Raw genomic sequence first — 17,922 nt, 5'->3', positions numbered from 1 at the left:
GTCGCCGTGGCTTTTGCTTCATTTGCGATATGCCTGTCCGTAATTTCCCTGGACCCGGCCCTTTACCCAGTCGGCCATCAGGTCGTAAAACCCGGGCGTGATGACGGTGGGCTTGCGCGTGCCATCCGGTGCCTGGGCGTAGCTGCGCATGCCGTGATCGGTCTGCGGGAAAAGATAGATCGAAATGGCCTGGCCCTGGCCGCGCAACGCCGTCAAGCGCTCCACGGTGACGGCCGGCGGGGCCTGGTGGTCCTCCTCTGCCAGTGCCCACAACTGCGGTACCGTCACCTGGCGCAAGACCTGCACGGGATCTTGCGACCAGTCGACGCCAAGCTTGTCGAACTGCGGCACGCCATGGTTGCGCAGTTCCTCGACGGGCATGCCCAGCAACACGCCCGTGTAGCCACCCTTGATGAGGACAAACCACGGTTCCTTGCCAAACTGCTGCTGGAATACCGACAAGTCGTCCAGGCCGTCCTTGTAGCCGGATTTCACCAGCCGCGCCGTAATATCCGTCGCGCCACGGGCCTTGGCGACAATGTCATCGCCGTAACCGCGCTCCCGCATTTCCCTGGCAACCTGCGCCGCATCCTGCTCCGCGATATCGACCGCCAGACCATAGCCGATACCGATGAAGTCGGCCTTGGCGCGCGCCTGCGCCAGCGGGACAATCCAGCCGCCCTGGCTGACGCCTAACAGACCGAAACGGCCGTGGCGGCCTTGCGCCAGCCGCCTGGCTTCACGCGACGCGGCCACCAGGTCATCGGCCAGGCGCGGGAAATTCTGCGTGTACTCCCCCTCGGACAGACCGCTGCCGCGCTTGTCGTACACGAACACCGACACACCGCGGCCGACCATCTGGTAAGGATCGCGCGCGCGGTCTATCCAGCCGCTGCCTTCGGAGCCATGGGCATACACGACCAGCGGCGTGTCCTTGCCTGCTCCCGGCGCTTCCATCAGGCGGCCGGCGAGCATAACGCCATGCGACTCGAAGCGCGTATCCGATTCGAGCAATGCCACTTTCGGCCAGCGCTCCCAGCCGCCGACAAGCAGCTCGTCCTTGCCGCATGCGACCAGGGCGCCCGCATCCTGTGTGTTGCCGACCGTCCCGTCGCTGAAGGTGTAGCCGTATCCCTTGCCCCCTTTCGTCAGGGAGACGAAGGTCGCCTGATCCTTGCGAAATATCCCCGTCTCGCAAGGCGCCGGGCTGAATGCCTCCGGCATGGGTGCGCCAGTCGCCGTCATTGAAACGGCAAGGAGAGGCCAAAGGAAGGAGGATGTCATGGAATCAGGGTCCGATAGTGGGCTGTCGCGTTGTTGATCAAGAAAATCGGGATATCAGAGCAAGACCGGGGCCACGCGCAAACCGCGCCAGCTGTCAACGCTGGTATATGTCCGGGAAATACCGCTCCATCAGCGTCCCCGGCCTGAGCGGCGCCGTAAAGCCGTAGCGTCCATACAAATCATGCGCCGTGCTAGTGGCCAGCATGAAGCGGCGCAGGCCCTGCAAGTCAGGATGCTCCATCACGGCCTCCATCAGGCGTTTGCTGTAACCGCGGCCGCGGTATTCTTCCAGCACATACACATCGACCAGATAGGCAAACGTGGCGTAGTCGCTGACCACGCGGGCGAACGCCATCTGGCGGCCGTCGATATAGCCGCCCACGCAGAGCGAATGCTCGATGGCGCGCTGCACGGTGGCCAGCTGGATGCCGATGGCCCATGTAGATTGGGTACTGAGAAAATGATGGATGGCTGGAACGTCGAGTTCTGCCTTGTCGCTGCTGATATTCAAATGTGGCATCGCACTGTCCGCCTGTCGTGAAAACATATGATCATCGGCGATTTGCGCGCTGCTGTCATCCGGGCTGGCTAGGACCGGAGGCGCCGCCCGTCCCGACTGCCGGTGATGGTGTCCGGCCTGCTGCTACTGATCATGCCGGCGTTACGCCGCCACGCTTACAGGGCGGCTTTTTCTTCCGCATTCAAACGCTTGGCGCTGACATACACGGTGTGCATGGTGGCTTGATCGGCGCTGGCGGCGAGGGCGGCGGAAGCGGCTGGCGCGGCACGGAACTTCGGCACGGCGGCGGTGGCCAGGCTGGTGGCGGCGGCAACGGCGATGATGGCAACGAAGATGGCTTCCATGTTTTTAGCGATGTTCATGATGGTGTCCTTTGGGTGGCTGGTTGTGTGCTGCGATGATTGAACTGTAGGCCGATCGCCCCTGAACTGCCATCGGATTGCGACCAAACGCACGATACGCGGGACAGAATACAAAAAGCCCGGATGAAACGCGTAACAGGCCATCGCCGCGGCATTTGACGCTTGCCAGCCCCATTCCTGGCCATTTCAGCGCCCTGCAAGCCCCTAAAAGCCCTACCGCCGGCCAACCTTGTTTATAATCGCCCTACACTAAAGGACTTCTTTCATGACTGATCAATTCTCCAAAAAGGGCGAAGCCTGGTCGGCCCGGTTTTCCGAACCGGTCTCGGACCTCGTCAAGCGCTACACAGCTTCTGTATTTTTTGACAAGCGCCTGGCGCTGTTCGACATCGAAGGTTCGCTGGCCCATGCGGAAATGCTGCATGCGCAAGCCATCATCAGCCCGGCCGACTACGCGGAAATCCAGCGCGGCATGGCGCAAATCTCGCAGGAAATCGCCGCCGGCCAGTTCGAATGGCTGCTGGACCTGGAAGATGTCCACCTGAATATTGAAAAACGCCTGACCGAACTGGTAGGCGATGCGGGCAAGCGCTTGCACACGGGCCGTTCGCGCAACGACCAGGTGGCGACCGATATCCGTCTGTACGTGCGTTCCGCCATCGATGACATCACCGCCCTGCTGGCGACGTTCCGCAGCGCGCTGACGGACCTGGCCGAGCAGCATGCCGACACCATCATGCCGGGCTTTACCCACATGCAGGTGGCCCAGCCGATCACCTTCGGCCACCACATGCTGGCGTATGTCGAAATGTTCGGCCGCGACGCCGAGCGCATGGCCGACTGCCGCAAGCGCGTCAACCGCCTGCCGCTGGGCGCCGCCGCCCTGGCCGGCACCACCTTCCCCATCGACCGCCTGCGCGTGGCAAAAACGCTGGGCTTTGACGACGTGTGCCACAACTCGCTCGACGCCGTGTCGGACCGCGACTTCGCCATCGAATTTTGCGCCGCCTCCGCCGTGCTGATGATGCACGTGTCGCGCATGGCCGAAGAACTGGTGATCTGGATGAGCCCACGCATCGGCTTCATCGACATCGCCGACCGCTTCTGCACCGGCTCGTCGATCATGCCGCAAAAGAAAAACCCGGACGTACCGGAACTGGCGCGTGGCAAGACGGGCCGCGTCTACGGTCACCTGATTGGTCTGTTGACCCTGATGAAAGGCCAGCCGCTGGCCTACAACAAGGACAACCAGGAAGACAAGGAACCGCTGTTCGACACCGTCGACACCGTCATCGACACCTTGCGCATCTTCGCCGACATGGCTGGCGGCATCACGGTGAAACCGGAAGCGATGCGCGCGGCCGCCCTGCAGGGCTACGCCACGGCGACCGACCTGGCCGACTACCTGGTCAAGAAGGGCTTGCCGTTCCGCGACGCGCATGAAGCGGTGGCCCTGGCCGTGCGCGCCTGCGTTGACGCCGGCTGCGACCTGGCCGACCTGTCGCTCGAGCAGCTGCGCGCGTTTTCCCCGTTGACGGACGAAGACGTGTTTGCCGTGCTGACCCTGGAAGGCTCCGTTGCCGCGCGCGACCACGTGGGCGGCACCGCGCCACGCCAGGTACGCGCCGCGATCGCCCGCGTGCGTACGCAGCTGGAAAAATAAACGGGCTGCGTACCGCCAGCGCCCCGCTGCAGCGATGCAGCGGGGCGTTTTTCATTGCGCGACGATTTTCGACAGCACGGAAAAAGCCGCCCCCGTCTGCGACGCCTCCAGCAGCAAGGTCAGCTCCGTATACGTGCAGATGATGTTGATCAGGTTGATCCGCTCCCACGCCAGGCGCTTGAGGATGGCGTGATACACGCCCGGCGTATAGCAGGTTTCGGGCGCCAGGTGCAAGGTCACGGCCGTCACCCGCTCCAGGCGCGCCAGTTCCTGCTCTTCGCCGAAAACCTCTTCCACCAGCGCATGCAGCGAACGGCTGCAGATCACCATCACCTCGTTGACGCCGCGCGTGACGGTAATGAAGGTGCCGCGCTGGGGTGCCGCCAGCGCCAGCAACTGGCGCTGGCAGTCATAGGTCTGGTCGGAATAGCGGTAGGTAAAAATCATCAATTCGCTGCGCGTGGACAGTTCGCCCGCGCGATGCGCCACCATGATCTCGCCGCTTTTCTGCTGCGGCATGCGTTCGGCCAGGCGGCGCAGCGCCATCACCACGGCGGCCTGCCCCACCGGCTTCCACAAGTCGGTCTGCAATTGCGGCTGCAGCTGGCGCGCCAGTTCCGACAGGTTCAGCAAGCCTCGGCCCAATCCCTCGCTGAGAAAGGCCGATTCCATCACGATCTGTTCCACTTTGGTCGCTATCGAAAGCATAGTTCTTCGGGCCGGTGATTCCGGTGCACGCACCAGGAGCCGGCAACCCTTCCTGAAAAAAGGATGCACTGCGCCAGCGGCCACGCCGGGCGGCGCGGTCGGACTCGCGGAAAAGAACCCCTCGCGGGGGAAGAGCCGGCTGGCGGCCGCTAGGAAGGCGGATGCAGCATGAATGCCGCTCCAGAGGGGAAATGGCTGAAACCCACAGCAGAAAATAGAACTGACGTCATGTGAAACTCCCGATTTTTTTCCCGATGCGCTGTATCTGGACGCGGTCATTGCCGCGTGCGCTTTTTTTGTTTTCGCCTGGTCCACTGGGGACAACGCGAAGAGCTAGTGTAGATCGCAACATTTAGAAAAGGCAACAGTGTTTTTCCAACAGAACGCTCCATTAGGGGAAGTAGTCCATAACAAAAGTTGCAGCTTGTGGTAGATCAAACTTTCCAACGATCCGGCGCCGATAAATGTTCAATTTTTAACAAAAATTCGTGGAGTGACCCATTTCTTGAATTTTTTGACATGGCGATCTCGACAAGTTTAGTGTCGCCCTACCCGGCGTCATGCCACCACAAAACGGCAGGCTATCCGCCCGCCGCCAGGCACGCCGGGGTGGCCATCAGGCATCGCGGCCAGCTCATTCACCATTTCCTTAACCGATACCATGGAGCAGAAATGAATTTACGTTTGACGATAGTTGCCGCATCCATCGCCGCCCTGCCGCTGATGGCCACCACGGCAGACGCCGCCACGCCGCTGCCACACACCCTGATGGCTGCCCCGGTCGCCCTGGCTTCTCCACAAGAGACCGCCAGCCTGGTCAACAAGCTGGCAGCGCAGGCGCGCAGCCGCGGCCTGAATACCGAACATGGCTTTGCCGTCGGCGCCCAGCATCCTGGTGTCAGCGGCACGCGCGTGAGCCGCGTACAGCACACCTACAAGGGCTTGCCCGTCTTCGGTTCCGAAACGGTCGTGGTCAGCAACAGCGCCGGCGACATCGTCAGCGAATCCGTGTCGGACCGCGCGTCCGGCCTCGGTAGCGGCGGCGTCAATTCCGTCACCCGCAGCGCCACCACCGATATCGACACCACGCCGGCCATCAGCGCCGCCGCCGCCATCGCCGCCGCCGTGGACAGCATTGGCGTGCGCGCCGTCGACCACGTGCCGCCGCATGCGCAGCTGCTGATCTACCCCGTCATGAAAACCGTGCGCGTGGCCGGCGCCGAGAACAAGTCGGAAGCCGCGCTGAACGCCCTCGACGTGCAGGACGTGGTCGACCATTACGAGCTGGCCTACCTGGTGCAGACGCGCATGATCAGCGGCAGCAAACCGGTCTACTACGACACCGTCGTCAGCGCCAGGGATGGCCGCATCCTGCGTCAATGGAAAGCCCTGAAAACCGTGGCCGGCATCGGCAACAGCCAGTACAACGGCCAGGTGCCGCTCAACACCACGCTCACGGGCAGCACCTACACCATGAAGGACCCCAGCCGCGGCACGGGCGGCAGCTTCGGCGGCATGGCCATCACGAATGCCAACCACGGCACCACCTCGGGCAGCGTGTACAGCAGCACCAGCAATACCTGGGGCGACGGCCAGCAATACATCAACGGCGGCAGCACCACCAACGCCAACGGACAGACGGCGGCCGTGAACGCGATGTGGGGCCTGATGAACACCTACGACACGCACAAGAACGTGCTGGGCTGGTCCAGCCTGGACGGCAACAACACAGCCACCCACATCGCCGCCCACGTCAACACGGCCTACGACAACGCCTACTACGACAGCAACTGCAAGTGCATGTACATCGGCGACGGCGGCAGCTCGTTCAACAACCTCGGTTCCATCGACGTGATCGGCCATGAAATGGGCCACGGCATCACGGACGCCACCTCGGGCCTGATCTACTCGCAGGAGTCGGGCGGCTTGAACGAATCGAGCTCGGACATCGCCGGCGAAATGGTGGAAGCCTATGCGCGCGCCGGCGGCACGGGCACGACGATTCCGAACACGGGCAACGATTGGATGACGGGCAAGGAAATCGCCAAGAATGGCCAGCCGCTGCGCTGGCTGTACAAGCCGAGCAAGGATGGCAGCAGCCCGAATGCGTGGAGCAGCACCATCAAGAACCTGGACGTCCACTACAGCAGCGGTCCAAACAACCGCATGTTCTACTTCCTGTCGCAAGGTTCGAATTCCACGTCCAGCAGCGACTACTACAGCTCCTACCTGAACAAAAGCCCGCTGGCCATGACCGGTATCGGCAGCGACAAGGCGTACCGCATCTGGTTCAAGGCAGCCACCACCAAGTTCACCTCGTCGACCAACTACGCCGACGCGCGCAACAAGGTGCTGCAGGCAGCCGAGGAACTGTATGGCGTGGGCAGCGCCGAGTCCATCGCCGTCAAGCGCGCGTATGCGGCCATCAACGTGGGCGCCGACGTCGATGAATCGACGACGGGCGGCGCGGTGACCATCACCAGCCAGCCGGCCAGCATCACCGTCGCACCGGGCGCCACCGCCTCGTTCGCCGTGGGCGCGGGCGGCGGCACGGCGCCGTACACCTACAAGTGGTACCGCAACGGCGCCGTGATCAGCGGCGCCACGTCGCCAGCCTACAGCTTCACGACCGTGGCGGCCGACAGCGGCGCCGTCTTCAAGGCCACGGTGACGGATTCGTCCTCGCCTGCCGTGACGGCCACGTCGAACAACGCCACCCTGACGGTCGGCACGAGCAGCGCCACCGAGCGCGTGACGAACGGCGGCTTCGAGTCCGGCGCCACGGGCTGGAGCGGCACCACGGGCGCCATCGGCACCTTCACGGGCCAGACCGCGTACGAAGGCACGAAGTACGCCTGGCTGGGCGGCAATGGCGCCACGGCCAGCGAATCGCTGACGCAAAGCGTGGCCATTCCGGCCGCCACCACGTCCGCCAGCCTGACCTTCGCGCTGCATATCGACACGGCTGAAACGGGCAATACCGTGTACGACAAGCTGGTCGTCACCGTGAAGAACAGCGCCGGTACGGTGCTGGGCACCCTGGCCTCGTACTCGAACGTGAACAAGGCTGCCGGCTACCAGATCCGCACCTTCGACCTGATCGCCTACAAGGGCCAGACCGTGCAGATCTCGTTTGCCGCGACCGAGGATGCATCGCTGCAAACCTCGTTCGTGATCGACAAGGTCAGCCTGGTTACCCAGTAAGCGGCTGAACATGCGGGCAAGCCATCGATACAGGGCTTGCCCGCACGGCACGATTGATTTCCTGGCAATTCCAGTCTACCCTGAGGCCGTGATTGCCTCCTGCCTGCTGCCGGTACCCGCGACGAATTGAACTTTTTTTTGGATTGTTCCTGACCGATGCCTACTTCGACCTTGTCCGCACGCGCTGTACCCTTTTCACATCACCCCATTTTCACGCCCCAGGCCCTCGCCATGCTCGCCTGAGCCGACGATGCAGTTCCACCTCCAGGTGCAGGGTCCGGCGGGCAGCCAGGCGCTGGCCATCGACGCCGCCAGCGAGGCCGAGGCGATCCGCGCGGCCGTGCGCGGCGGCTGGCGCGTGCTGGCAGTCGATGACGGCGCTGCGCAGGACGCGGGCGTCGCGCTGCGTCCCGGCAAACAGGGCCTGCCCCTGCTGCAATTCAGCCAGGAGCTGCTGGCCCTGCTCGAAGCGGGCCTGAACCTGGGCGAGGCCATGGCCACCCTGCACAACAAGGAAACGCGCGCGGGCGCCAAGGCCACCCTGGCCGCCATCGTCCTCACCCTGCAGCAGGGCCTAAGCTTTTCCGACACCCTGGCCGGTTTTCCCGACATCTTCCCCGACATTTACATCGCCACCGTGCACGCGGCCGAACGCTCGGGCAACCTGCCCGAGGCGCTGGCGCGCTTCGTCGCCTACCAGCTGCAGTTCGACGCCATCCGCAAAAAACTCATTTCCGCCGCCATCTACCCGTGCATGCTGCTCGTCGTCGGCGGCCTCGTGACCCTGTTCCTGCTCGGCTACGTGGTGCCCAAGTTCAGCGTTGTCTACGAAAGCTCGGGCCGCGAGATTCCGTGGATGTCGCAAATGCTGCTCGGCTTTGGCCAGACCCTGGCCGCGCATCCGCTGCTGTGCGCCGGCGCGCTGGCCGCCGTGGTCGGCGCCGTGGTCTTTGGCATCGCCAACCGCGCCATGCGCATGGCGCTGGTGCTGCGCCTCTTGCGCCTGCCCGTGCTGGCCGGGAAGGCGGCGGAATTCCGCCTGGCCCGCTTCTACCGCGCCCTCAGCCTGCTGCTGCACGCCGGCATCCCGCTGCACAAGGCGCTGGCCATGGTCGGCCCCATGCTGCTGCCGGCGCAGCAGGAGCAACTGGCGCTGGCGCGCCGCGCGGTACAGGAAGGCATGCCGTTTTCCACGGCGCTGGAACAGGCCGACATGGCTACGCCGGTGGCGCAATCGCTGCTGAAAGTGGGAGAGAACACGGGCCGCCTGGGCGACATGCTGGAACGCTCGGCCAAGTTCCACGACGAGGAATTCGCCCGCTGGGTGGACTGGGCGTCGCGCCTGCTCGAACCGCTCTTGATGACCATCATCGGTGTCGTCATCGGCGGCGTGGTGGTGCTGATGTACATGCCGATCTTTGAACTGGCCGGGAGCTTATCGTGAGAGTCATGACATGAACGCACGCGACGAGGAACGGGCCGTGCTCGATGCCGCCATGCTGCGCCGCGCCCACGCCAGCGCGCTGCAACAGGGCCGCCCGCAGATGGCCGTGCTGCAGGAAACGGCGGCCCTGCCGCCCGAAGTCTTTTTGCGCCAGCTGGCCGCCCTGTTCCGCTACCCGGCGTGGACGATGGCCGAGCTGCAGGCAGCCTTGCCCGCGTTCGGCCTGCTGCCCTACACGGATTGCGCCCAACGCGACTGCGTGCTGCTGCAGCCAGGCGTCCCCGGCGCGCCGCCCGTGCTCGTCATCGGCAACCCGTTTGCCGAAGACTTGCTGCAGTGGGCCGACTTCGCCCTGTCCACGCCCTTCACGGTGGCGCTGGCGCACCCGGACGACCTGGCCGCCTATCTGCTGCAACAGGAAAGCGTGCAGCAGGCGATGCAGGAAATGCAGCATGGGGATGACATTCCAGGGCTGGACCAGAGCATCGAGGACATCTCGCTGATCCGCATCAGCGAGGACAGCAGCCCGGTGGTCAAACTGGTGAACTCCACCATCTACGACGCCCTGAAATTCCAGGCCAGCGACATCCACCTCGAATGCGACGTGGCCAGCCTCGTCATCAAATACCGCGTCGACGGCGTGCTGGTGCAGGCGGGCCAGGTGCAGGGGCTACAGATGGCCGAGCAGATTATCTCGCGCATCAAGGTCATGGCCGATCTCGATATCGCCGAGCGGCGCATCCCCCAGGATGGCCGCTTCAAGGTGCGCGTGAAAGGGGCGGAGATCGATTTTCGCGTTTCCATCATGCCCAATATCTTTGGCGAAGACGCCGTGCTGCGCCTGCTGGACCGGCGCGCGCTGACGGAGGCGGCGCAGGCGCTGCGCCTGGAAAGCCTGGGCCTGAACGAGGACGCCATCGAGCAGATCCGCCGCCTGGCCGCCAAGCCGCACGGCATGCTGCTGGTGACGGGACCCACGGGTTCCGGCAAGACCACCACCCTGTACGCGGCCATCACTGAAATCAATACGGGACGCGACAAGATCGTCACCATCGAGGACCCCGTCGAATACCGCTTGCCGCGCGTGCTGCAGATTCCCGTCAACGAAAAGAAGGGGCTGACGTTCGCGCGCGGCCTGCGCTCCATCCTGCGCCACGACCCGGACAAGATCATGATCGGCGAAATCCGCGACGATGAAACGGCGCAGATCGCCGTGCAGGCAGCGCTCACGGGCCACCTGGTGTTTACCACCGTACATGCAAACAACGTCTTTGACGTGGTCGGGCGCTTCCTGCACATGGGCGTCGACGCCTACAGCTTTGCGGCGGCCCTGAACGGTATCGTGGCGCAGCGCCTGCTGCGCCTCAATTGCGCCCATTGCGCCGTCGACGCCAGCGCCGAGGTGCTGGCCGATGCGCAGCAATTGCGCGACAGCGGCCTGGCCCTGCACCAGGTGCAGGACTGGCAGTTCATGGCCGGCAAGGGCTGCGGCCATTGCCGCGGCACCGGCTACAAGGGCCGCAAGGCCGTCGCCGAAGTCTTGATGCTCAGCGACGCCATGCGCGAAATGATCTGCACGCGCGCGCCCCTGAGCCAGATGAAGGAAGAAGCGGCGCGCAACGGTTTTCGCCTGGCGCGCGAAGCGGGCCTGGACCTGGTGCGGCGCGGCGAAACCACTTTAGCGGAGCTCAATCGTGTCACTTATTGAACACCTTGCCCGCGCCACCGTGTGCCTGCACCTGGCGCCGCACGGGCTGCACGGCGTGCTGCGCCGCGCCGGCCGTCCCGTGGCGGACAGCGCCTTCCACCTGCCCATTGCGAATCCCGACGCCAGCTGGGAAGTGGCGCTGGCCGCCCTGCGCGGCTGGCTTGAACACGCTGGCGCTAAAAAACTGCCGCTGGCCGTCAGCCTGGCCAGCCGCTGGTGCGCCATGCAGGTGGTGCCGTGGAGCGGCGCCCTGCTCGACCGGGCCAGCGCACAGCGCTTCCTGCACAGCCAGTTCGGCGCCGTGTATGGCGAGGGCGCACGCGCCTGGCGCCTGGCTGCCGACGACGCCCCCTATGGCAAGCCGCGCCTGGCCTGCGGCATCGATGCGGCCCTGCTGCAAGGCGTGCAGGATGCGGCGGCAGCACATGGCCGGCGCTGCCTGTCCATCGAGCCGATCGCCGGACCGGCCTGGCGCAGCATCGCCGGCGGCAAACCGGCCGCCTTCGCCCTGGTGGAAGCGGGCAGGCTGCTGCTGGCAACGGCGAGCGACGGACGCATCACGGCCCTGCACAGCCAGTCCTGCGCCGCGGACTGGGGCGATGAACTGGAACGGGCCTGGCGGCGCTGGAACTTGCGCGCGCCGCAGCTCGACGCCATCGAACAGGTGACGCTGCTCGACTTGAGCGGCGTGCCGCAAGCGAACGTGCCGGAGCGCTTCGTGCCCGTCGCCGTGGCCAGCGGTGCCCACCTGATGCGGGAGGCCGCATGGGCCTGAGCCGCCTGGAATTTTTGCCACCCAGCGCAATGCAGACCTTCAAGGGCTGGCGCCTGGCCCTGTGCCTGGCGGGCGGCTTGATGCTGCTGCTGGCCGCCGGGTACTGGCTGGTGCAGGCGCAGGAAACGCGGCGCCTGGAAGCGCAACTGGCGCAGCTGCAGCCCGCGCGCCCCGTGCGCGCGCCCTTGTCGGTGAGCCAGCAGCGCGAACGCGACCTCGAACTGAAACAGGTGGCCGCCGCCGTGCGCCAGCTTAACCTGCCCGTCACGCGCCTGATCAAGACAGTGCAGGCGCCGCGTGACGTGCGCGTGGCCCTGCTGGGGCTGGACCTGAACGCACAGCAGGGACAGGATGGCGCCAGCGTCCTGAAGATCGCCGCCGAGGCGGAAACGCCGCAAGACATGCTCAATTACCTGGCCTTCCTGAACCAGCAACCCATGTTCAGCTCCGTGTATCTGCTCAAGCACGAGATGAATGCGAACGCCCCCGAACACCCTTACCGTTTTCAGCTGGAGGCGCAATGGCGGCAATAAAACCCGTGTTAAAAGCCGGCACGCCCGTGGCCCGCGCGCGCCTGCAGCTGCACGTGCCGCCGCGGCTGGCGTGGGAAGCGCAGCGGCTGGGGCGCACCCTGGGCTGGCCTTGTACCCTCGGCGCGGCCTGCCTGGCGCTGGCCGCTTTCGCCGTGCAGCAGGGCGATGCATTGGCCGGACGCCAGCAGCAATTACGCGCGCAGCTGGCCATGATGGCGAAACAGGCGGCGCTGCCGCCGGCACCTGTCACGCTCGATGCGGATGCCGACAGCCTGGCCGCCTTTCACGCCTACCTGCCCGCGCATGACAGCATTCCCGAACAATTGAAGGCATTGCTGGAAGTGGCGCAAAAGAGCGGCGTCACCCTGGCCAAGGCCGACTACAAGCCGCAGGAAGACGGCAACACGGCCTTTTTACGTTACCAGATCACCCTGCCCGTCAAGGCCGAATACGCGCAGCTGCAAACCTTTATCGTCGATGCCCTGCAAGCGCTGCCCACCCTGACCTTGGACTCTGTGCTCTTCAAGCGCGAGCAGATCGAGGCGGGCGAAATCGACGCGCGCATCCAGTTCATCCTGCTGGTGAAGAAGGCGGAGGTGCGTCGATGAAAAAAGCCGTACTGGGAGCCGCCGCCGTGACGACCTTGCTGGCCGCTCTCTTCGCGCCAGAGGACGAAGGCAGCATCGTGGGACCGGCCACGGCCACGCCACGCCAGGTGGAGCGGGTGGCGCCAGCGCCCATCGCCGCCGCTGCAGCTGCGCAAACGAATCGCGCGCTGGCCATCGAACCGCGCCGGGGACTCGACGACGAGGAAGCGGCCAACCTGTTCGCCAAGCAAAGCTGGCAGCCGGAGACGCCAAAAAAGATCATGCTCGACCAGCAGGTGGCCCAGGCCGCGCTGCCCGTTGCCCGCGTCGATGCGAACGCGCCGCCACCGCTGCCATTTCAATTCCTTGGCCGCTTTGTCGACGAAGGCAAGGCGGCCTACTTCCTGCAAGCGGGTGAACGCAATGTCGTGGCGCGCCCAGGCGACACGCTCGAAGAGCGTTACCGCTTCGACGGCATGGTGCAGGGTTCTCTGCAATTTACCTATCTGCCGCTTAACCTGAAACAGACACTCGCCGTAGGGGATCTCAATTGAAACGACGCGCCGCACCCATGTCTCGTAATCTCATCACCCTGCTGCCGATGCTGTCCCTGCTGGCAGCCTGCGCCGGCAACCAGGCCTATAACGATGGCCAGGCCATGCTGGGCGCCGGCCGCACGGAACAGGGCCTGGCCCTGCTGGAACAGGCGGCGCAAGCCGAGCCGACCAACGCCAAGTACCGCATCGCCGTCACCAACGGCAGGATGCGCGCGCTGAACAACCTCAATGGCCGCGCCGAGGCGCTGCGCCAGCAAGGCAAGCTGCCCGAAGCACAGGCGCTGTACCAGCAGGCGCTGGCACTGGATGCCAGCAACGACGTGGCGCAGCGGGGCCTGGCCGGCGTGGCGCAGGATGAACGGCACCGCAAGCTGGTGCAGGAAGCGCAGGCCAGCTACCAGCGCGGTGGCGAGGCGAATGTCGCGCAGGCGCAGGAAGCCTTGCGCCAGGTGCTGCAGGAGCGCCCCGCGCAGCGCGAGGCGCTGGCTCTGAAAAGCCGCATCGGCGAGGCGCAGTCGAAAAGCCTGCCGGCCGGCGGCAAGCTGGCGGCGGCCTACCGCAAACCCGTCACCCTCGAGTTTCGCGACGCGCCGCTGCGCTCCGTGTTCGACTTCATCAGCAAGGTGTCGGGCCTGAACTTCGTCTTCGACAAGGAGGTCGACCCGGCCCTGCGCGCCACGATCTCCGTGCGCGATACCAGCATCGAAGAGGCGATTGCCATGCTGCTGGGAGCGAACCAGCTGGAGCAAAGCGTCACCAGCGACAAGTCGATCACGATCTACCCGAACACGCCGCAAAAAGTGAAGGATTACCAGCAGCTCGTCGTGCGCACTTTTTTCCTCGCCAATGCCGATGTCAAGACGGTGGCGTTTTCCATCAAGACCCTGCTCAAGGCCAAGGATGTCGTCACGGATGAACGCCTGGGCATCATCATGCTGCGCGATACGCCGGAAATGGTGCGCATGGCCGAGCGCATCATCAACGTGCAAGACCTGGCCGACCCGGAAGTGATGCTGGAAGTGGAAGTACTGGAAGTCAAGCGCACGCGCCTGATGGAACTGGGTGTGCGCTGGCCGGACCAGGCCAGCCTGACACTGGCCGGTGCTGCAGGTATTACGGGAGGCCTGGGTGGCCTGAAAGTGGCGGACCTACACCGCATCAATGGCGACAATATCAACCTGGGCATCGGCGGCGTCACCCTGAACGCCAACAAGACGGACAGCGACAGCAATATCCTCGCCAACCCGCGCATCCGCGTGCGCAACAAGGAAAAAGCCAAGATCCTCATCGGCGACCGCGTGCCCGTCATCACCGTCACGACGAATAACGGCGTCAGTTCCGACAGCGTCAACTACATCGACGTGGGCTTGAAGCTCGACGTGGAACCGAACGTCTACCTGGACGACGAAGTGGCCATCAAGATCAACCTGGAAGTGTCGAACGTCGTCAAGGAAGTGATCAGCAAGACGGGCACGCAGGCTTACCAGATCGGCACGCGCAGCGCGTCCACCGTCCTGCGCCTGAAGGATGGCGAGACCCAGGTGCTGGCAGGCCTGATCAGCGATGAAGACCGTGGCACGGCCAACAAGGTGCCGGGCGTGGGCGAACTGCCCGTGCTGAACCGCCTGTTCGGCAGCCAGAAGGACGACGCCATGCGCAGCGAGATCGTGCTGTCGATCACGCCGCGCCTGCTGCGCAGCATCCGCCGCCCGGACCTGATGACGGCCGAATTCAACTCGGGCACCGAGGCATCCGTGGGCGGACGCGCCAGCGTGGGCGGCTCTCCCGAGGCGATTGCCGCACCCGAGCAGGCAGCGCCGCGCACCGGCTCGCCCATGACGGGCGGCGACGAGGCGCCCGCCGCCGGCGAAAAATCAGGCAAGGGTGGCCAGTGAAGCCAAGGGGATTTACCTTCATCGAGCTGATGATCACCCTGGCCATCATGGCGACCCTGGCCACGGTGGCCGTGCCGATGGCGCAGGTGGCATTGCAACGGTCCAAGGAACAGCAGTTGCGCAGCGCCCTGATCGAGATGCGCGAAGCGATCGATGCCTACAAGCGCGCTTCGGACAATGGCCGCATCAAGCTGTCGCTGGGCGCCTCCGGCTATCCGAAAAAACTCGAGGAACTGGTCGAGGGCGTGCCCGACCAGCGCAGCCCGTCCAAGCAAAACATCTATTTCCTTCGCCGCTTGCCGCGCGACCCGTTCCAGCCCAGGGAAGAAGGCAGCGCCGCCGACAGCTGGAGCAAGCGCGCCTATGCCTCGCCGCCCGACAATCCCAGCGAAGGCGAGGACGTGTTCGACGTCGCCTCGCGCTCGACCAAGGTGGGCCTGAACGGCGTGCCGCTCAATCAATGGTGAACCCGATGCCTGCCTCTTCTCTACGCCGCGGCTTTACCCTGGTCGAACTGCTGGTGGTGCTGGCGATCATTTCGCTGCTGCTGACGATCGCCATCCCCCGCTATTTCGGTTCCGTGGAAAAATCGAAGGAAGTCGCACTGAAAGAAAACCTGCAGGTGCTCAGGAGCGGCCTCGATAAATACTATGCCGACAAGGGAGAATATCCGGCCGCGCTGGACGACCTGGTGACCCACCATTACTTCCGCAGCGTGCCGCTCGATCCCGTCACTGAGTCCGCCGCCACCTGGCAATTGATCCCTTCACCGAATGGCGAGATCGGCGGCGTGGCCGACGTGCGCAGCGGCGCCAAGGGCAAGACGCGCGAGGGCATTCCCTTTGAGCAGCTGTGATTTTCGGCGCCGCGCACGGGGCTTCGCATATATCTGGACCCTGATGCTGGTGGCCTTCATGGGCGTGGGCCTGGTGCTGGCCAGCGAATTGCATGCCACGGCCGCGCGGCGCGACAAGGAGCGCGAGCTGCTGTTCATCGGCCATGAATTCCGCAATGCGCTGGGCCGCTACTACGACAGCACACCGGGCGACGGGCGGCCCCGCTATCCCTTGACCCTGCAGGAGCTGCTGCGCGACCCGCGCTTTGCCAACGCCCGGCGGCACTTGCGCCGCGTGTATGCGGACCCCGTCACGGGCAAGGCGGAATGGGGCCTGCTGCGGCAGGAGGGACGCATCGTCGGCATCCATTCGCTGTCGCCGCAACTGCCCATCAAGCAGGACAATTTTCTCGACGAAGACGCCAGCCTGCGCCGCAAGCAACGCTACGCGGACTGGCACTTCACGTATCCGCACGACCTGGTGCTGGCCCCGCCCGATGCCGCCGGCGGCGCGCCCGGGCTCAAGCCGAAAGGCGCGAACTGATATCATGCCCGCATTCCATATTCAGCATCGATCAAAGGAGCAGGCATGAGCATAGGTGGCACTTCCATCGAACAGGCATTGGCATCGCTGTCGGACATGACGGGCGGCATGGTCGCCATCGGCAAGGACGAACATGCGCAACGCATCGCCAAGGCGCAAGCGTTCATGCGCCAGCAGGGCATCGCCGCGATCTACCTGAACGCGGGCGCCAACCTCACCTATTTCACGGGCACCAAATGGTATGCCAGCGAACGCATGGTGGGCGCCATCCTGCCGGCCAGCGGCGACATCGAATACATCGCTCCCGCGTTCGAGGAAAGCACCTTGCAAGGCTTCATGCTCATTGAAGGCCGTGTCAATTGCTGGGAAGAGCATGAAAGCCCGTACCGGCTGTTCGTCGACGTGCTGGCGCGCATGGGCGTGGCTCAGGATGCGGCTGCCCCGCCGCGCGTGGGCATCTGCGAAAGCGCCGCCTTCTTCATCTACGATGGCATCAAGCCGCTGGCGCCCGGCTATGCGCTGGAAAACGCGCGCGCCGTCACGGCCTACTGCCGCAGCCGCAAGTCGGCTGCGGAAATCGCCCTGATGCAGCGCGTGATGGACATGACCCTGGCCGTGCACGTGGCCACGGCCAGCATGCTGTACGAAGGCATCACGACAGTGGAAGTGGAAGAATTCATCCAGCGCGCGCACCGCAAGGTAGGCGCGCCCCGCTCGTATTTCTGCATCGTGCTGTTCGGTGAAGCGACCGCGTATCCGCATGGCGTCAACTACGTGCAGACCTTGAAGGCAGGCGACACGGTGCTGATCGACACGGGCTGCCAGGTGATGAACTACATCTCCGACATCACGCGCACCTATGTGTTTGGCGCCATCAGCGAACGCCAGCGCAGCGTGTGGAACAGCGAAAAAGCCGCGCAGGCCGCCGCATTCGCCGCCGCGCAGCTGGGCGTACCCTGCGGCGACGTGGACCGCGCCGCCCGCGTGTCGCTGGAGGCAGACGGCTTCGGCCCCGGCTACAAGCTGCCGGGCCTGCCGCACCGCACGGGCCACGGCATCGGCCTCGACATCCACGAGTGGCCCTACCTGGTGGGCAATGACACGACGCCGCTCGACGTGGGCATGTGCTTTTCGAACGAACCGATGATCTGCATCCCCGGCGAATTCGGCATCCGCCACGAAGACCATTTTTACATGACGGAAAACGGTCCCCGCTGGTTCACGCAGCCAGCGCACAGCATCGACGATCCGTTCGGCTTGCAAGCTTAAGCCGGGTGTTGGATTACGCTGCGCTAATCCAACC

Annotated in this window: 17 protein-coding genes; 13 read left to right on the top strand and 4 right to left on the bottom strand. The window is 64.7% G+C overall.

Annotated features, from left to right (window positions below):
* Nucleotides 1-18 precede the first annotated feature (18 nt).
* The 3 genes from ASN89_RS03205 to ASN89_RS03195 all read right to left on the bottom strand — a co-directional run bounded on the left by ASN89_RS03205 (nucleotide 19) and on the right by ASN89_RS03195 (nucleotide 2,166).
* A complete protein-coding gene (locus tag ASN89_RS03205; protein WP_058048247.1) occupies nucleotides 19-1,224 on the bottom strand; it encodes an alpha/beta hydrolase family protein in 1,206 nt (401 codons plus the stop codon).
* A gap of 154 nt (nucleotides 1,225-1,378) precedes the next feature.
* Entirely contained in the window at nucleotides 1,379-1,804 is a 426-nt protein-coding gene (locus ASN89_RS03200; RefSeq protein ID WP_058048246.1) for a GNAT family N-acetyltransferase, read from the bottom strand.
* Nucleotides 1,805-1,959: 155 nt separating this feature from the next.
* On the bottom strand, nucleotides 1,960-2,166 hold the full coding sequence (locus tag ASN89_RS03195) for a hypothetical protein (protein WP_058048245.1): 207 nt from the start codon (nucleotides 2,164-2,166) through the stop codon (nucleotides 1,960-1,962).
* A 265-nt stretch (nucleotides 2,167-2,431) separates the two neighbouring features.
* Here ASN89_RS03195 and argH point away from each other — a divergent pair, with 265 nt between their 5' ends.
* Nucleotides 2,432-3,829: an argininosuccinate lyase gene (gene argH / locus ASN89_RS03190; RefSeq protein WP_046684286.1), complete on the top strand. Its 1,398-nt coding sequence runs from the start codon at nucleotides 2,432-2,434 to the stop codon at nucleotides 3,827-3,829.
* Between the two features lie 51 nt (nucleotides 3,830-3,880).
* Here argH and ASN89_RS03185 read toward each other — a convergent pair whose 3' ends face one another.
* Nucleotides 3,881-4,537, bottom strand: a complete 657-nt coding sequence (locus tag ASN89_RS03185; RefSeq protein WP_058048244.1) for a hypothetical protein — start codon at nucleotides 4,535-4,537, stop codon at nucleotides 3,881-3,883.
* Between the two features lie 672 nt (nucleotides 4,538-5,209).
* On the opposite strand from ASN89_RS03185, the gene ASN89_RS03180 reads away from it, so the two are divergent.
* The 12 genes from ASN89_RS03180 (at nucleotide 5,210) to ASN89_RS03125 (ending at nucleotide 17,888) form a co-directional block, all read left to right on the top strand.
* On the top strand, nucleotides 5,210-7,741 hold the full coding sequence (locus ASN89_RS03180) for a M4 family metallopeptidase (RefSeq protein ID WP_058048243.1): 2,532 nt from the start codon (nucleotides 5,210-5,212) through the stop codon (nucleotides 7,739-7,741).
* A 250-nt stretch (nucleotides 7,742-7,991) separates the two neighbouring features.
* Nucleotides 7,992-9,185: a type II secretion system F family protein gene (locus ASN89_RS03175; RefSeq protein WP_058048242.1), complete on the top strand. Its 1,194-nt coding sequence runs from the start codon at nucleotides 7,992-7,994 to the stop codon at nucleotides 9,183-9,185.
* A 10-nt stretch (nucleotides 9,186-9,195) separates the two neighbouring features.
* Nucleotides 9,196-10,893, top strand: a complete 1,698-nt coding sequence (locus ASN89_RS03170; protein ID WP_058048241.1) for a GspE/PulE family protein — start codon at nucleotides 9,196-9,198, stop codon at nucleotides 10,891-10,893.
* Nucleotides 10,880-11,668, top strand: coding sequence for a hypothetical protein (locus ASN89_RS03165; protein WP_152988425.1), 789 nt, complete (start codon nucleotides 10,880-10,882; stop codon nucleotides 11,666-11,668). The genes ASN89_RS03170 and ASN89_RS03165 overlap by 14 nt, the downstream gene beginning before the upstream one ends.
* Nucleotides 11,659-12,201, top strand: coding sequence for a hypothetical protein (locus tag ASN89_RS03160; protein WP_058048239.1), 543 nt, complete (start codon nucleotides 11,659-11,661; stop codon nucleotides 12,199-12,201). Before ASN89_RS03165 ends, ASN89_RS03160 begins: the two co-directional genes overlap by 10 nt.
* Nucleotides 12,189-12,809, top strand: a complete 621-nt coding sequence (pilO, locus tag ASN89_RS03155) for a type 4a pilus biogenesis protein PilO (RefSeq protein WP_058048238.1) — start codon at nucleotides 12,189-12,191, stop codon at nucleotides 12,807-12,809. The genes ASN89_RS03160 and pilO overlap by 13 nt, the downstream gene beginning before the upstream one ends.
* Nucleotides 12,806-13,342 carry a hypothetical protein gene (locus ASN89_RS03150; protein WP_058048237.1) on the top strand — a complete coding sequence of 179 codons (537 nt, stop codon included), beginning with the start codon at nucleotides 12,806-12,808 and terminating at the stop codon, nucleotides 13,340-13,342. Before pilO ends, ASN89_RS03150 begins: the two co-directional genes overlap by 4 nt.
* Before the next feature lie 17 nt (nucleotides 13,343-13,359).
* Complete coding sequence (locus ASN89_RS03145; protein ID WP_058048236.1) at nucleotides 13,360-15,240, top strand: secretin and TonB N-terminal domain-containing protein; 1,881 nt, start codon at nucleotides 13,360-13,362, stop codon at nucleotides 15,238-15,240.
* The gene (locus tag ASN89_RS03140; RefSeq protein ID WP_268747017.1) at nucleotides 15,237-15,707 is read left to right on the top strand and encodes a type II secretion system protein; all 471 of its coding nucleotides are present in this window, start codon (nucleotides 15,237-15,239) and stop codon (nucleotides 15,705-15,707) included. Before ASN89_RS03145 ends, ASN89_RS03140 begins: the two co-directional genes overlap by 4 nt.
* Before the next feature lie 5 nt (nucleotides 15,708-15,712).
* Nucleotides 15,713-16,096: a type IV pilin protein gene (locus tag ASN89_RS03135; RefSeq protein WP_152988424.1), complete on the top strand. Its 384-nt coding sequence runs from the start codon at nucleotides 15,713-15,715 to the stop codon at nucleotides 16,094-16,096.
* Between the two features lie 43 nt (nucleotides 16,097-16,139).
* A complete protein-coding gene (locus ASN89_RS03130; protein WP_058048234.1) occupies nucleotides 16,140-16,619 on the top strand; it encodes a hypothetical protein in 480 nt (159 codons plus the stop codon).
* A gap of 45 nt (nucleotides 16,620-16,664) precedes the next feature.
* Nucleotides 16,665-17,888, top strand: a complete 1,224-nt coding sequence (locus ASN89_RS03125) for a M24 family metallopeptidase (RefSeq protein ID WP_058048233.1) — start codon at nucleotides 16,665-16,667, stop codon at nucleotides 17,886-17,888.
* Nucleotides 17,889-17,922: the final 34 nt, after the last annotated feature.

The sequence above is a fragment of the Janthinobacterium sp. Ant5-2-1 genome (assembly GCF_001445815.1).
Classification (GTDB): Bacteria; Pseudomonadota; Gammaproteobacteria; order Burkholderiales; family Burkholderiaceae_D; genus Janthinobacterium; species Janthinobacterium lividum_E.
Note: the sequence above shows the minus strand (reverse complement) of the source record. Positions and strands in the feature narration are given on the sequence as shown.